Here is a 15,276-nt window from a genome sequence, read left to right on the forward strand (position 1 = left end):
CCGGACTCCGGGTCTCACCATTGCAGCCCACTTGCGCTGGAGTTTTCACATGACAACCGCCGTTCTGCTCTTCGACTCACAGGCAACTGAGATCAAGCGTCTGCTTGCACTGTCAGCCGCTGAAATCGAGTTCGTCGAAGAGCTGGATGATCTCGAATCGGTGCGACGCTGCGATATCTGGTTTGGCTCACCAGACACGGCCGCCAAGCTGCTGAGCAAAGGGTGCAAACCGCGCTGGCTTCAGTCGACATGGGCCGGAATCAGGCCTTTGCTGGCGACAGGCCTGCCCACGGATTACCGGCTCAGCCGGGCGGTCGGCATTTTCGGTCAACCGATTGCGGAGTATGTTCTTGCGCGCCTGCTGGAACACACACAGCAAACACGCGCGCGCGCACTGAGCCAGACCAGGCGTGAATGGAATGCCGTGGCGCCGGGAATCCTGTCCGGCAGCAAAGTCCTGATTGTTGGTGCGGGCGAAATCGGGCAAGCGGTGGCAGGCTTTCTGCGGCCGTTCGGCGTCCGCCTGACCGGCGTTGCGACGAGCACAAAGCCCGTCACGCATTTCGATACCGTGGTGACGATGGACGATCTGTGCACCGCGGCTGCCGATGCAGACTTCGTGGTGAACATCCTGCCGGACACGGCAGCGACCACTGACATCTTCGACGACGCCTTCTTCGCTGCGCTCAAGCCCGGTGCGATCTTCATCAACGTTGGGCGCGGCAGCGCAGTTGTCGACCGCGCGCTGATCAGCGCACTCGAACAGGGCCGGCTCGCGGGCGCCGTGCTGGATGTCTTTCGCGAGGAACCCCTGCCTGCGGCGCATCCGTTCTGGACAACGCCAAACCTGACCCTCACCGGGCATATTGCCGGCCCCACCCTTCCATCCCTGATCTGCGAACTGTTTGTCGAGAATCTGCGCAGATTCAATGCGGGTGAAGCGCTGAAAGGCGAAGTGGACTTTCTCAGGCCCTACTGAATTCGCTGCACCCGCCGTCACCCCGCCCGTCTCTGCGCTGTCCCGATGCGCAGGGACGCGACGGAAGACGCACTGCGGCAAGGGCGAACCGCAGCCCTCAGGCCACGTAGAACAGAATCGCAAAGTAATGCACGGCACTTCCTGCGATCACAAACAGGTGCCAGATACCGTGCCAGTGGGCGAACTTTTCATCGAAGACGTAAAACACGATCCCCAGCGTATAGATGAGCCCGCCCACCGCAACCCAGGCAAAGCCTGCAGGTGACAGGGCTTCGATCAGTGGGAAGATCGCCGCCAGTGCGGCCCAGCCCATCAGCACATACAGCACCAGCGACAGCGCTCGTGTGCGCTTTCCGAGCACGAACTCCTGGACGATCCCCACCAGCGCCAGCCCCCAGATCACGCCGAACAGCGACCACCCCCATGGCCCGCGCAAACTGACCAGCGTAAAGGGCGTATAGGTGCCTGCGATCAGCAGGTAGATGGCGTTGTGGTCGAGCTTGCGGAAGAAGCGCTTCAAGTCGCCCTTGGTGCTGTGATAGGCGGTGGAGAAGCCATACAGCATGACCAGGGTGGCGCCATAGATGGTAAAGCTGACGATCTTCCACGGATCGCCGCTCAGCGCGCCGATCACGATCAGCACGACTGCGCCGGTGAGCGCGAGCAGTGTACCCACGAGGTGGCTGTAGCTGTTGAATCTTTCGCCGTGATACACGACTGCTCCCTTTCTCGGACGATGCGTCGCAAACGGCAGCAGTTGCCACGTTTCCGGTTCGTCACAGTAAAGACAATGGCTGTGAGCCACGCCGAACGGATTCGTTCGGGCCGGAAACATGTCCTGACAACACAGTCAGTGAGCGCTAGGGGAAACGCTCACGACAAGGCGATCAGGCTGTGTTCTCGGGCGCTGCCGATTCCACCGTCACTTTGACTTCAACCGTCATGCCCCTGAAGGCGTCCGGCGAACCGATGTAGCTGCCCGTCAGCGGCGCCGCCTGTGAAGGGTCGCGCACCACGGCAACCCGGATCAGGTTGCGTCCACCGACGATTGCGTTGGTCGGATCGAACGGCAGCCAGCCCGCGCCCGGCAGATAGACATGCACCCAGGCATGCGACGCGCCACCGCCAACCATGCCGCTTTCGGCACCCAGCAGGGACTCGTCGTAGAGGTAACCGGACACGAAGCGCGCTGCCAGACCGAGACTGCGTACAGCCTCCATCATGAACAGGGCGAAATCGCGGCAACTGCCGCTACCGAGATTGAGGGTTTCGATCGGCGTGCGGGTGCCCTCCTCGTCGCGCGACTCGTAGGTAAACTGGGCCTTGATCGCATGGGTAATGGCAATCAGCACGTCCAGCGTGCGGTCAGTGCCGGCGTCGGCGCACACCTTGCGCACCCAGGCGTCGACCCGGTGCTCGGGGTCCTTGTACTGGCGCTCGTTGCAGCGGGCCAGATCGGGTATCTCACTGGCGTCGTAACTGAACGGGAGCCGCTCCGCATAGGTTTCGATCATGTCGACATCGGGCGCGGACGGATAGTGCTCGGCCACGAAGGTGGAGTCGAACACCAGTTCTGAAGCCTGCTCTTCAAAGCTCGCAATCAGCACCGAATTGCTGAACACATCGTGAATCCAGCGCAGCTTGGCCGGCGGATTGATGCTGATCCCGGTATCGACCAGGCGCAGGTCGTGACTGTCCCGCGGACGGCACATGAAGCGGTGCTCGCTGAATGCGACCGGCTCGCTGTAGCGATAGACCGTTTTATGCGAAACCTTCAATCGTGCCATGTGCTGCTCCTTTGATACTTCGTGTCTCGATGTGTGCGGGCACCGCCCGCGCAACATTCATTTTCCGGCTTCTGTGGGTCAGCGGCGTGTCAGCAGCAGCCCGCATTCGAGGTGGTGCGTGTACGGAAACTGGTCGAACACCGCTGCAGCGCTGATCTGGTGCGTGTCCTGCAGCGCAGCGACGTTGTCCTGCAGCGTCTGCGGATTGCATGAAATGTACAGGATGCGGTCGAAACCGCGTGCCAGTTCCACCGTGGGTGCGTCCAGTCCGCTGCGCGGCGGATCGACAAACAGCGTGGTGAAGCGATACCTGTCGAGATCGACGTCCTTCATGCGCAGGTACTCGCGCGTGCGGGCCAGCGCGCCGCTGATCTCCTCGCTCGACATGCGCACCATCTGCACATTGTCGATGCCGTTCGTCAGCAGGTTGTAGTTCGCGGCGCCCACCGAAGTCTTGCTCACCTCGGTCGCGAGCACACGGCCGAAGCACGGCGCAAGCGCGACGGTAAAGTTGCCATTGCCGCAGTAAAGCTCGAGCAGATCGCCGTCCAGACTGGCAGCCTGGGCGCAGGCCCAGCCCAGCATCTTGCGATTCACGCCGGCATTGGGCTGGGTAAAGCTGCCTTCGATCTGCTGGTAGCGCAGCTGACGTCCGTTGAGCTCGAAGGATTCCAGCACCCAGTCCTGCTCAAGCACGATCTTCTGCTTGCGGCTGCGTCCGATCAGCTTCACGCCGAGCTCAGCCGCCAGCTCGCGGGCGGCCGGCTCCCAGCTCTCGTCCAGCGGGCGGTGGTACACCAGCGTGATCAGCATCTCGCCGCTCAGCGTCGCCAGAAACTCGACCTGAAACAGACGGTGCCTGAGTACCTGGCTGCCCTGCAGACGCTCGCGCAGTCGCGGCATCATTGCACTGATGGATTCGCAGGCTTGCGGGAACTGCTCGATCGTCACCGGCACCTTGGGCTCGGCAGGGTCGAACATGGCGTAATCGATCCGCTCGCCGTCGTGCCACATCCTGAACTCGGCGCGCATGCGGTAGTGCAAGGGCTCGGAGGCAAACACCTCGGGTTCGGGAAGCGCGAAGGCCGCAAAGTTGTGCTTGAACTGCGACACCTTGTCCGCGAGCTGGTCTGCGTAGGTAGAGGGGTCGATGGTGGGAATGGGCATGATGTCCTTGGGTGTTGAGGCCGTCCCGATGGAAAGCAGCCGATGCGAGTCGAACGGACCTGGCCGTTGGCAGAGGGCGGAATATACCCTTGTCAGCCGTCGGCCGGGAGCTCATCGGTCAGCGTCCCTGCAATACCGCGCGATCTGTGGCGCTTGCAAACAGCGCGTCCGCCATGTCGGCAATCTCCGGCGGAATCGGCGACAACGGCCCGCCAGCCGCCTCGGCCGCGCGGATCAGTTTGGCAACCACGTCCGCCATCGGCAAGGATGCGCCGAAGTACAGTGGCGCGCCATCACGGAAAATCGCCAGCGTCGGAAAGGTCTCGACGTCCAGATCATTGGCCAGATCCGCCTCATCCTCGATATCCAGCCACGAGAACACGATATGCGGGTGCTCTGCGGCAAGCTGCTCCAGCACGGGACGGAATGAACGACAGGTACCGCACCAGTCGGCGCACAGCGCGAGTACGACGTGGTGCTGCGCGGGCCGCGACGCGGCGGCGTCACTCAGCTGTGCGAGGGGAAGGAGGATGGACATCGGCGTGAACGCGGGAGAATGGATCGAACTTCGACAGCTTGTCCGAAAAATGGCGCCCAGACCAGCCCGGATGTCCCTTACATCCCCTGCAGTGGGGGTTGAATGCTGGCAAACGGGCGCCCTCGCGCATCAGTTGAAGATGCGTAGCGCCACCAGCGAAATGCCCGGAAAGAACACCAGCAGGGAGATTCGCACGATGTCGGAGGCCAGGAAGGGCATCACCCCACGGAAGATGGTTGCCATCGGAATGTCTTTCGCGATCCCGTTGATGATGTAGACGTTCATCCCCACTGGGGGGGTAATCAGGCCAATCTCCATGACCACGAGTGCAACCATGCCGAACCAGATCGCCTTCTCTTCCATGCCAAGCCCCCAGTACTCCATGCCGAGCACGATCGGCAGAAAGATGGGCACAGTGAGCAGGATCATCGACAGGCTGTCCATCACGCACCCCAGCAGGATGTAGATCACGATGATGGCGAGCATGACGGTGAAGGGCCCGAAGCCCATTTCCTGCACCCAGGCGGCCGCCTCCTGCGGCATCTGGCTCACGGCCATGAAGGAGTTCAGCATGTCTGCGCCGAGCAGGATAAGAAACATCATCCCCGTTCCCTTTGCCGTCCCGTACAGGCACTCCAGGAAAGCCGGCCCCTTCAGCCCACCCGACCGCCACGCCGCAATACCAGTCGCCAGCACGCCCACGGATGCCGCTTCGGTCGGGGTGAATACGCCACCGTAAATCCCGCCGATGACAACCAGAAAGATCAGCAACACCGGCCAGGTCTCCATCAGCGTCACCAGCCGCTCGCCCCACGAATGCTTTGCCGTCCCCGGGCCAGCTGCAGCAGGATCAATTCGGGTCACAAAGGCGATCACCAGCATGTAGCCCATCGCGGCCAGCACGCCGGGCACGAAGGCAGCCAGGAAAAGCTTGGCAATGTTCTGCTCGGCAAGAATTGCATAGATCACCAGCGGCACCGAGGGCGGAATCAGAATGCCGAGCGTGCCGCCCGCCGCCAGTGAGCCTGCAGCCAGGCTTGGCTTGTACTGATGACGCTTCAACTCGGGCAGTACCACATGCGACATGGTCGCCGCGGTTGCAAGCGACGACCCGCAGATCGCGCCAAAGCCGGCACACGATGCAACCCCCGCCATTGCCATGCCGCCACGCCAGTGGCCGATGAAGGCATTACCGGCCTTGAACAGCGCGCGCGACAGGCCGCCCTGGGTGGCGAACTGACCCATCAGCAGGAACAGCGGCACCACCGACAGGTCGTACAGCGAAAAACGACCATAGGGCGCGTTCTTCAGATAGGCGATCAGCGGATCCCAGCCCGACACCCATGTATAGCCTGCCGCACCGATCAGGAACATGGCAACGCCGATCTGCACGCGCAGTGCCAGCATGGTCAGCATCGCCACCCCCATGACGAGACCAATCGAGGTTCCGCTCATGCGTGATCACTCCCGCGCAGATCAAGCGCAAAAGTGTGGAGTGCGGCAATGCCGAGCAATGCGAATGACGGCGCAACCGGGACATAGCCCCACCACACCGGGAGGGCGATCACCATCGACGTCTCGCCATACTCGCGCATCTCCAGCATGCCCTCCCAGGTACGCCATGCGAGCAGGAAGGACATCGCGGCAAGCAGCAGTGCGGCAATCGCATCGAGCACGCGCTTGAGCGAGGACGGTGCCCACACGGTAAAGAAATCGACGAATACATGACCACGCTTCAGCTGGCAGTACGGCAGGCACATCGCAACACCCATCGCCGACAGCATCTGCACCAGCTCGTAGTCGCCCGGCACCGGCAGGTTGAACAATGCCCGCCCGATCACGCTGGTAACCGACATCAGCGCCTCGGCAAGAAAAAACACACCGCCCAGCACCGCCAGCAACGCACACGCCGTCGAGATGCTGCGACCGATGAGCCCCCTGAGGGCAAGTGCCGGCGTATCCATGGACTCAGCCATTGAACTCTCCCTTCAGAATGCAACAATCCCGCCCGGCCGGCAGCAGCGTGCTGCGGGCAAAGGCGGGACCTTATTACCTGGAATGCTGCTTGACCAGCGCAGCAGCTTCGTCGTGGCACTTTCTGCCCTCGGCCCCTTGGCCGAAGTCCCCCTGACCTACCCGTCGGCGACGGGTTGAGGCCTGACAAACCGTGTTGGCGCGCGACCGCTGGCCTCATGACCATCGGTATCCCTGCGCGGGCCCGCACCCAGGCGTGAGTCTCACGTCCGCTGTCGGTGTCTGGTACCGAATGGCCCCGCCTGCTGCGCGGCGCCGATGACCGGGGAGCACCTGACGCTCAGGGCGCGATGCGAATGACACCCCAGCGCTCGCTGTCGGGCATGTGTTCGGACATGCCGATACGGCCGATGCCGGGCAGCTTGATTGCAGGCGGCCAGGCGTCCACCCCGATGCTGAGCCCAAGCAGACTCAATTCGATCCCTTCCTCGGCCGCAAGCGTGACCCCGAGCAGACCGAACAGCGATACCTGCCCGCCGGAACCGCTGGGTGCAGCGCCGAACAGGGCACCTTCCGGCAGGTAATCCTTCCCGATCGCCGTCGGCGGCAGCTCAAGCCGGAGCTCGGGCACTTCGCGACCAAGGTGGGCAATGAAGGTATTGCTGTTGGGGCCGGGCCAGATGCGGTATTCGTTGGCGTGCGGATAGCGTTCGGCCGCATCGTGCAGCCGTGCGATCAAGGCATCCACCTCGGCTCCACCGCGCACATCACGCAGCAGTTCGGGCTCGCTGCCAAACCAGTAGCCGTCCGGAATGCCCTCGCGCACCCGGACCGCACTCCGCCCGTGCGCGACACCAAAGCCCATCACCTCGAAGCGTGTGTAATCCGCTGCACCGCGAGGCTTTGCGGCAATCCAGGTATGCACACCGAAAATCCCGCGCCAGCGTACCGCGCGGGCGGCATAGACCTGCACCACCGCCTCGTCCACCACCGCCGGATCGGGCGCCAGCCCGCTGCTGTCACGCCGTGCAGTACGCCAGTCCGCTGCCTGCGCGTCCCCGGCAAAATGCATCGCGGTCGATCCCACGAGCGGCACAAAGAACGCGATCAGCACCGCGGCAATCACTCTGCGTACAGGCCATCTGTTTCCACGGACGGTGATTTCCTTCATGCGAGCTAAAACTCCTCGGTATCAGTCTCGGTCTGCGTGGCGGCGCTACAGACGCCGACCAGCCGCCTGATGGCACTCGCCGGCTGAACGCAAGCTCACTTGCGCCCGCTGGCGATACAGGCCGCCGAATCGGTCTCCGGCAGATCGCCTGGCCCCTCCGGGCGCGCCAGCAATTCCTCGAGCAGATGCCCGTGCCGATCCGCCTTGGTGCGCAGGTAGTGCTGGTTGTGGTCGTTGAGCTGGCCGAAAAGCGCACGGCGACTGACGACGTCGATGCCGGCCTTGCGCAGGGCACTCACCTTCTCCGGATTGTTCGTCAGCAGTTCGATGCGCGGAATGCCGAGATCGTCGAGCATCTGCTGCGCGATCCGGTAGTCGCGCTCATCCTTGCTGAAACCGATCACCTGGTCGGCGTCGATCGTATCCAGACCTTCGTCCTGCAGTCGATATGCTCTCAGCTTGTTGGCCAGTCCGATCCCCCGCCCTTCCTGGGCGAGATAGAGCAGCACCCCGCCCCCCATCGAACAGATGGTGGTGAGACCGTTGCGCAACTGCGCCCCGCAATCGCAACGCTGGCTGCCAAAGATATCGCCGGTCAGGCAGGACGAATGCACCCGCACCGGAACCGCATCGGCCCAGTTCTCACGCTCACCAAGCACGATGGCAACATGCTCGCGCACGCCGTCCTCTTCGCGAAACAGCACGAAGCGTGCGTCGCCCAGTTTCGCGAGCGGAACACGCGCATCGCTGACGCGCTTGAGCTGTCCGGGGCCGCTTTCACACAACTCGATCGCAGAAGTCACCTTCACGACCAGCAGCGAACCGTCGGCAAGGTGCTGCGCAACCGCTTCCGCTTGTCCGGCACTCACGGCAAAGGCAAGCGCAGCCGGCACCAGTTGAGCGTGCCGCATCAGCAGCAGACCTGCACGCTCCGCAGCGGTCGAACGCACAGGCGCGATACGCGGCGTCTTGGGCAATACGGAAGCACGTCCGAGTGCGAACTGGGTCAGCAGCGGGAAGCCGGGCGCCTGCGCCGAATCGAAGTGCTGGGTGGCCGACACATCGCTGACCTCGACACCAAGGCTCGCCAGCCGATGGCGCGAAAGCACCAGTGTCGGCGCGGAGCCGGTAAGCACACGAGCGTCTTCCAGTGCGGTGGCGCCAAAGCCCTCGACCGGCGCGATCAGCGTATCGCCCTCGTCGTCCCGCAACAGGATGGGCACGCCGCGGCGCAAATCAAAAATGGCGCGCTCTGCTTGGCGCATCAATCATTCTCCAAGGGGTATTCGTCGGCTGCAGACACGTTGCAGCCACATCTGCTCGATACACTGGACTCTGACCGCGGCGATCCGGATTCCGTTCGGAAGCCGCCTGGCGCGTCGGCGCGAGGGCAAGTGAAGTATCGGCTGAAAGTTAAGCCCTGAACTATAGCAACGGCAAGGCCGATGCCGCCAGTCAATCGGCGACCAATCAGCGCTTGCGCCGCCGGCGCTTGGCCGCCAGCGCTTTCCCCGGGTGCGGTGCAGGCTTGTGTACGAGACCAAGTGCCCCACGCGAAAGCCGGTCCGCGTCACCGTTACGATACCGTGGCACCCATTGCCACTCAATCGCCTCAAACAACCCGGCCAAAGCCTGAACCCTGGCGATGAGCGCCATCAGCCTGGGCACTGCCGTGTGGGCGCTGCCCGCCGCATGACGTACCGCAAAATCGCTGTCGCCACTCAGGACCAGGCGCTGCGCACCCGCTGCATGTGCGAGGGAGAGCGCGGCGCACACGGCCTGCAGTTCCGCCTCGTTGCTGCACCCCGTGCCCTCTCCACGCTCGGAGAACTCCACACGACTGCCATCGGGCGATTGCAAGACAACGCCAAGACCAAGCTTGCCGGGGTTGGGCAGCGCGGCGCCATCGAACCAGCCCAGCCAACAGTCCCCGGTTTCGCCAGGCGACGGCGTGGGGACCATGCGAGAATCTACCGACTGGGATCGCTTTGACACGCGCTACGCTCTGCAAGGGATGTAAGAGCGGCATATTGCCACCACCTGCCCCTGCGGCAGCACTTTCGAGAGGTTAGTTACATGACGGTATGTGAATTCGGGATCATCGGCATGCGTGACGAACAGTGTCTGCGCACGGTAACGAACGCAATTCAGGACTTGCCCGGCATTACCCACGTCGAGATCACCCTCGCAAGCGGCCGGGCCACGATCGAGTTTGGCACTTTCGTATCCGAAGCAGACATCCGGCAAGCCGTCGAGGATGCCGGATTCGCCACGGAATAGCTCAATCCGACCCAGGCGGGCACATGGGCCGAACGCAATGCCGTCCGCATGAAGCGCGTCACACCCCAATGCGGGGAGCGAAGCGCACAAAAGCCTTTGCCTTGATAATGACATACGGGCAATATCTGTAGCGGAACACAAAAGAACAGCTGCAGCATGTCAGCACGGCTCGCAGCCCCTACAGAGCATATTTTTTCCCCGGGCATCTCGATGAAGGGTCTGCCTTTTAGAAGATCGCGCTCGACGCAGGTATTGCTGCGTTTTCCCATCATTTTTTCCGCTTACTGGCTTGCGTGGCACGCAGCCAGCCTGTTCGAGGTCTATCCAAACGTCAGCGCATTCTTTGCATCAGCCGGGCTGACGGTCTGCTTCACGATGGTGCACGGTCTGATCGGTGTCCCTGCGCTCTATCTCTCGATTATCGCAGTGCGGTTACTGGACCTTCCTGCTCCCGACTTCAGCGCCATCTTTCTGCTTGACCCGATACGCGAGATCTGTGTTTACGGCCTGGTTGGCGCGCATCTGCGCCAATGCTGGACGCGCCCGGAGTACCGGTTCTCTCTGCCAATTGCGGTCCGAGTCATCTACAGCGCCTTCCTGGCGAGCCTGTCGTCCGCCCTGCTGGCGGCCCACACGCCTGCCCTCAGCAGCACGCCAGCCGAACTGCTTGGCACCGCAGTCCTGTCGTTCTGGGGCGGGGATTTTGCCGGCGTCATGATCACCGTCCCCGCCTTCATGATTCTGTATCGCCTCTTCAGCCCCCCGCTGAACGGCAACACGGTAAACCTCATTGACGCCCTTCGGAGAGCGCGGCCACTGTCGCTGGTGATGTACCCCCTGCTCGGCCTGTCCGTTGCCTTGTTTTCGGTTGCCTTGCCCGCCGTGCTTGAGGTCGACACACGCATCGCCATCCTCATCCTGTTCCCTGTCGTACTGGCAGGCCTGTCCCGCGGCACGATTGTCGGATTCCTGGTGGCCATCGTATCCTGTGCGACCCTCCTCGTTGCCGGTTCCGCTACCGGTTTCAGCTTCAACGAACCCATCGAGATCCAGTTGATTCTGGCGCTTGCCGTCGCCCTCGCCCTGATGGCGGGCGCCTCCCACGATGACAAGGAACATGCCTGGACGCTCGCCACCTTCGACGCGGTGACCGGCCTCCCCAATCGCTACATGCTGATGGACCGGCTTGAGCACGCGCTCACGAGTGCTCGCCGTACCAAGACCACCATGGCGGTGATGTACATCGACCTTGACCACTTCAAGGAGGTCAACGACACGCTCGGTCATCACGCGGGTGACAACCTGTTGAAGCAGGCAGGGGAGCGGATCAGAAACGCCGTCCGACGTTCGGATACAGTTGCGCGCCTCGGTGGGGACGAATTCGTGGTCGTGCTGTCCTCGGTTGACAGTATCGAAGGGGCAGACCATGTTGCTCGAAACGTCCTGTCCGCGCTGGAGCAGCCCTTTTCACTCGGTGCCCGCGTGGTGACGATATCCGCCAGTATCGGGGTGGCCGTGCATTCGACCACCAACCAGGCAACCGACGACGTGCTCAGGCAGGCGGACCACGCCATGTATCAGGCGAAAAGCGGTGGACGCAACCGCATCTACCATGCATCCACACCGTGTGCAGGCACCGCATTTGTCCAGGACGAACTGCGTAGCGGCGCTTCGAACTGAAGTCGCAGTCACGGGCGTAGCGCCTCGGACGCCGCGTCCGGACTGATCCGCTCGCACAAAAAAATAACCGCGTCAATGCCGGGCATCAATGCGGTTTTCATTTCTTATTATCAGCGGATTCCGGTTTTTCTTATGAGAACCGTTCAATACATGATCTGCCACACCTTCTTATTCGCTCATCAGCCAATTGAGCCGATGTAGCCTGGCGGACGATGGTCAGACATTTAAGCAGTGCAACGGTCGAATGTTTGCTGACTTGCAGGCCACCACATGACGACCTCGCAGTAACAGCTGTGGCTTTTTTCGCCACTGAATGCACCCAACCACCGCCATCCGTCTGCTCTTGTCTCCTCTCTCACCCCTCCTCCATATTCCTCCGCGCACGCCGGCGCCCTCCTCCTCACACAGCCAGCGTGCGTCACTTGCTCATGCGCTCAACTTCACAGCCTTCTTCAGTTCGGCCACACGCGCACTGGCAAGCTGTGCAACCTGATCCTGAGTGTCAGCGGTGAGCGCTTGGACATTGCGGGCATAAGCCAGCGCGCGCTCGAACATCGGGGAAACGATTTCTGACTGGGCATCCTTGATCGAAGCGCCTTTCGTAACGCCCGTCAGCGCACACAATGCGGCCGTTCCCTCATTGACCGAATCCCGCAGCGCCTCCATGTTCAACTGGGTCAGACGTTCGGTCGAGTCCAGATAGATCTTCGACACCATCAGCATGGATTCAATTGCGCTGCTTTGTGCTTGGGTAATACTCTCGACAACAGAGGTCTTCATTAAACTCTCCTGAAACCGGTAGTAGGCGAATGGCCATTGAGCTCGCGTCGTTGCCCTCATGGCGAGCAGTTGAGACAAGAATAAACCCGAGATTCGGCAAAGTGTGTTCGATACCGAACATATGGAAAATACAAGAGGCGTATTCTTCACAATCAATGACATGGCAGCGAATGAACCCTGCGCTGGCGCTCAATCAAACTTAGGGAGAACGCCTTGGCTTCGACACCCTGCGATGGCTTCACCAAGAACAAGATTCTTGCAGCCATTCCCGACGATGAGCGCAAGCGTCTGCTCCCGGACATCGACTGCGTTCACCTCGAATTAGGTCAGAACCTGTACGAGCCAGGCGGGGCGAACGAATACATCTACTTCCCGAAGACCTGCGTCGCATCACTGGTCTTTTCGGCCGGCGACGGCACGTCTGCGGGCCTGGCAACAGTCGGTAATTCCGGCCTCATCGGTCTGCCCCTGCTCTTGAGTGGCGAGTCGTCCGTCCACCATGCGGTAGTCCATCTTCCGGGCGAAGCCTGCCGGATCAGCGCCGAAATCCTGCGCTGGGAATTCGCCCAGGACCAGCCCATCCAGAGAATCATCATGCGCTATGCCCAGGCCTTGATGAGCCAGTTGGCACAAAGTGCGGTGTGCAACCGGCTGCATACCGTAGACCAGCAGCTTTGCCGTTGGCTGCTCCTCAGTCTCGACCGCGTGGAGGGCAACGAACTCCATGTCACCCAGGGCCTCATTGCCAACATGCTCGGGGTGCGCCGCGAGGGCATCTCCGAGGCTGCCAGCAAGCTTCAGGCCAAAGGCCTGATCCAGTACCGGCGTGGCAACATCACCATTCTTGATCGCGGCGGCATCGAAGCACGAGCCTGTGAATGCTATGCAGTCGTGAAATGCGAATACGACCGCATGGTGACCGCGCTCCCTCACCAGCGGCCAGCGAGAAGCGTGCGGGCGAATCCGGCAAACCTTCGCCGCCGCGCGGAGGACCGCCGGCAATCCCGCGAATTCGCGCTGCCAAAGCTCGACGCGAGTGACGATCGCCTGGTCCACGAACTGCAGGTTCGCAAGATCGAACTCGAGATGCAGCAGGAAGAACTCGAGCTTGCCTATAGCCAGGCCAACGAGCTCAACAAACGTTATGCCGACCTCTATGACTTCGCCCCTGTCGGCTATGCCACCATCGATGGCGCCGGGACAATCATCGAGATCAACCTCTCGGCCGCCATCCTGCTCGGCCTGAAGCGGTCGGAAGCCTGTCAGCACCAGTTTGCAGAAGTTGTTACCCCGGAAAAGCGTGCCACGTTCAACCGCTTTGTCGAGCAGGTTCGAACCAGTCAGAAGCAGATTACCTGCGAACTCCCGCTGATTCCCACCGAGCGACGACCCAAGACCTTCATCCGCATACAGGCGGTTACCGACGACAACGGTCATGAGTGTCGCATGGTGATCTTCGACATCACCGCCGAGCGCGTGGCAGAAGAGAAAGTCAGGGAAAGGGATTACTACCAGCGCGCCTTGCTCGACAACTTCCCGTTCATGGTGTGGCTGAAGGATGAGCAGAGCCGGTTTCTCGCGGTCAACACGCCGTTTGCGAGGAACTATGGCTGGAGTTGCGCAGCCGACCTCGTCGGGAAAACCGACTTCGACACCACCACTCCCTCACTCGCGGAGAGTTACCGCGCAGACGACCAGGAGGTGCTGCGTTCGGGCTCTCCAAAGAACGTCGAAGAGCCGATCGAGTCGAATGGCGTCCTACGCTGGTACGAAACCTACAAATCGCCCGTGTCAATCGATGAGCGACGCATCGGAACCGTGGGTTTCGCACGCGACGTGACGGAGCGCAAGAACGCACAGGTCGCACTCGCAGAATCGGAACATCGTTACCGGAGCCTGATAGAACACCTGCCGATAAGCCTGATCATCACGCAGAACAAGATCATCCGCCACATCAACCCCAGAGCGGCCAGTCTGCTTGGCTATACGACGACCGAATGCGCCGAGAAATCGATTCTCGACTTCGTGTTCAGGGATGATCATCACGGCATCGAGACGATCCACGTTCTGTACCTCGACGCACCGTCTTCGCCTCAGGAGCATGACGCCCGGATCCTTTCCCGGAATGGACGAGTGATCGAATGTCATTGGCACATGAGCTCGGTCATGTGGGAAGGCAAACCTGCCGCACTGAACGTGCTTGAGGATGTCACCGAACGCCGGCGCGTGGAAGCCAAGCTGCGCATGCTCGCGAGCACCGACACCCTTACGGGCTTGGGAAGCCGCCGTCATTTCATGGACCGCGCCGAAGAGGCCCTGTCTCAACTCCACAGGGATCCCAGCAGACCCGTTTCGCTGATGGTGCTCGACCTCGATCGTTTCAAGACAATCAACGACAAGCTGGGCCATGCTGCCGGCGACACGATCTTGCGCCTGTTCGCCGATTCCCTGCGTCAGGAACTGCGCAAGAGTGACACCGCGGGGCGCCTCGGAGGTGACGAATTCGCGGTCCTGCTGCCGGGGACAAGTCTTGCCACCGCAGGCCTGTTCGCCGAGCGTCTGAGATCCAGGTTCGCCAGCGAATCTGCTGTCATCGAAAGCAAGAAGATCTTCGCCACGGTCAGTATCGGCATCGCAGCAATGGCCGCAACCGACACATCTGTGCATGACTCATTGGCGCGCGCTGACCGGGCCCTGTACCTCGCAAAGACCCGCGACCGAAATCGCGTCGAGTTCGCACCGGACTGAAAGCGGACCTCAACTCACGTAGCTGAGAAAGCCCCCATCCTCACTCGCCAATGTCTTGGCGACATCGGCGGTAAAGCTCGTCGAAGCGCACTTTCGCATCGTGAGCACAACCGACCGCGCTTCGATCTTCAGATTTACAAGCCGTAGACGGCAAAAACCCGCTGAGGATTAT

14 protein-coding genes are annotated in these 15,276 nt (G+C 61.6%); 4 read left to right on the forward strand and 10 right to left on the reverse strand.

Going from position 1 to position 15,276, the window contains the following annotated elements; translation table 11 throughout:
* Nucleotides 1-49: 49 nt before the first annotated feature.
* Entirely contained in the window at nucleotides 50-979 is a 930-nt protein-coding gene (locus AC22G6_RS11495) for a D-2-hydroxyacid dehydrogenase (protein ID WP_487366881.1), read from the forward strand.
* A gap of 97 nt (nucleotides 980-1,076) precedes the next feature.
* Here the strand turns inward: AC22G6_RS11495 and trhA are convergent, their stop codons facing one another.
* The 9 genes from trhA to AC22G6_RS11540 all read right to left on the reverse strand — a co-directional run bounded on the left by trhA (nucleotide 1,077) and on the right by AC22G6_RS11540 (nucleotide 9,578).
* Nucleotides 1,077-1,694, reverse strand: a complete 618-nt coding sequence (gene trhA / locus AC22G6_RS11500; protein ID WP_487366882.1) for a PAQR family membrane homeostasis protein TrhA — start codon at nucleotides 1,692-1,694, stop codon at nucleotides 1,077-1,079.
* A 172-nt stretch (nucleotides 1,695-1,866) separates the two neighbouring features.
* Complete coding sequence (locus AC22G6_RS11505) at nucleotides 1,867-2,766, reverse strand: transglutaminase family protein (RefSeq protein WP_487366883.1); 900 nt, start codon at nucleotides 2,764-2,766, stop codon at nucleotides 1,867-1,869.
* A 78-nt stretch (nucleotides 2,767-2,844) separates the two neighbouring features.
* Complete coding sequence (gene trmA, locus AC22G6_RS11510) at nucleotides 2,845-3,933, reverse strand: tRNA (uridine(54)-C5)-methyltransferase TrmA (RefSeq protein WP_487366884.1); 1,089 nt, start codon at nucleotides 3,931-3,933, stop codon at nucleotides 2,845-2,847.
* A gap of 118 nt (nucleotides 3,934-4,051) precedes the next feature.
* Nucleotides 4,052-4,471, reverse strand: a complete 420-nt coding sequence (locus AC22G6_RS11515) for a thioredoxin family protein (protein WP_487366885.1) — start codon at nucleotides 4,469-4,471, stop codon at nucleotides 4,052-4,054.
* Nucleotides 4,472-4,600: 129 nt separating this feature from the next.
* Nucleotides 4,601-5,926, reverse strand: coding sequence for a TRAP transporter large permease (locus tag AC22G6_RS11520; protein WP_487366886.1), 1,326 nt, complete (start codon nucleotides 5,924-5,926; stop codon nucleotides 4,601-4,603).
* Nucleotides 5,923-6,447 carry a TRAP transporter small permease gene (locus tag AC22G6_RS11525; protein ID WP_487366887.1) on the reverse strand — a complete coding sequence of 175 codons (525 nt, stop codon included), beginning with the start codon at nucleotides 6,445-6,447 and terminating at the stop codon, nucleotides 5,923-5,925. Before AC22G6_RS11525 ends, AC22G6_RS11520 begins: the two co-directional genes overlap by 4 nt.
* Nucleotides 6,448-6,785: 338 nt before the next feature.
* On the reverse strand, nucleotides 6,786-7,616 hold the full coding sequence (locus AC22G6_RS11530; protein WP_487366888.1) for a DUF3750 domain-containing protein: 831 nt from the start codon (nucleotides 7,614-7,616) through the stop codon (nucleotides 6,786-6,788).
* Nucleotides 7,617-7,711: 95 nt separating this feature from the next.
* Nucleotides 7,712-8,881: a GTP cyclohydrolase II gene (gene ribA / locus AC22G6_RS11535; protein ID WP_487366889.1), complete on the reverse strand. Its 1,170-nt coding sequence runs from the start codon at nucleotides 8,879-8,881 to the stop codon at nucleotides 7,712-7,714.
* 205 nt (nucleotides 8,882-9,086) lie between these two features.
* Nucleotides 9,087-9,578 (reverse strand): ribonuclease HI family protein, encoded by a 492-nt coding sequence (locus AC22G6_RS11540; protein WP_487366890.1) that lies wholly within the window; start codon nucleotides 9,576-9,578, stop codon nucleotides 9,087-9,089.
* A gap of 114 nt (nucleotides 9,579-9,692) precedes the next feature.
* Here AC22G6_RS11540 and AC22G6_RS11545 point away from each other — a divergent pair, with 114 nt between their 5' ends.
* Both AC22G6_RS11545 and AC22G6_RS11550 read left to right on the forward strand, forming a co-directional pair.
* On the forward strand, nucleotides 9,693-9,896 hold the full coding sequence (locus AC22G6_RS11545; RefSeq protein ID WP_108948774.1) for a heavy-metal-associated domain-containing protein: 204 nt from the start codon (nucleotides 9,693-9,695) through the stop codon (nucleotides 9,894-9,896).
* A 156-nt stretch (nucleotides 9,897-10,052) separates the two neighbouring features.
* A complete protein-coding gene (locus AC22G6_RS11550; protein WP_487366891.1) occupies nucleotides 10,053-11,576 on the forward strand; it encodes a diguanylate cyclase domain-containing protein in 1,524 nt (507 codons plus the stop codon).
* Between the two features lie 426 nt (nucleotides 11,577-12,002).
* On the opposite strand, the gene AC22G6_RS11555 is transcribed toward AC22G6_RS11550, so the two are convergent.
* Nucleotides 12,003-12,434, reverse strand: coding sequence for a phasin family protein (locus tag AC22G6_RS11555; RefSeq protein ID WP_487366892.1), 432 nt, complete (start codon nucleotides 12,432-12,434; stop codon nucleotides 12,003-12,005).
* Between the two features lie 135 nt (nucleotides 12,435-12,569).
* On the opposite strand from AC22G6_RS11555, the gene AC22G6_RS11560 reads away from it, so the two are divergent.
* The gene (locus tag AC22G6_RS11560; RefSeq protein WP_487366893.1) at nucleotides 12,570-15,104 is read left to right on the forward strand and encodes a PAS domain S-box protein; all 2,535 of its coding nucleotides are present in this window, start codon (nucleotides 12,570-12,572) and stop codon (nucleotides 15,102-15,104) included.
* Nucleotides 15,105-15,276 lie beyond the last annotated feature (172 nt).

Source organism: Parazoarcus sp. PS-13 R2A, from assembly GCF_057621855.1.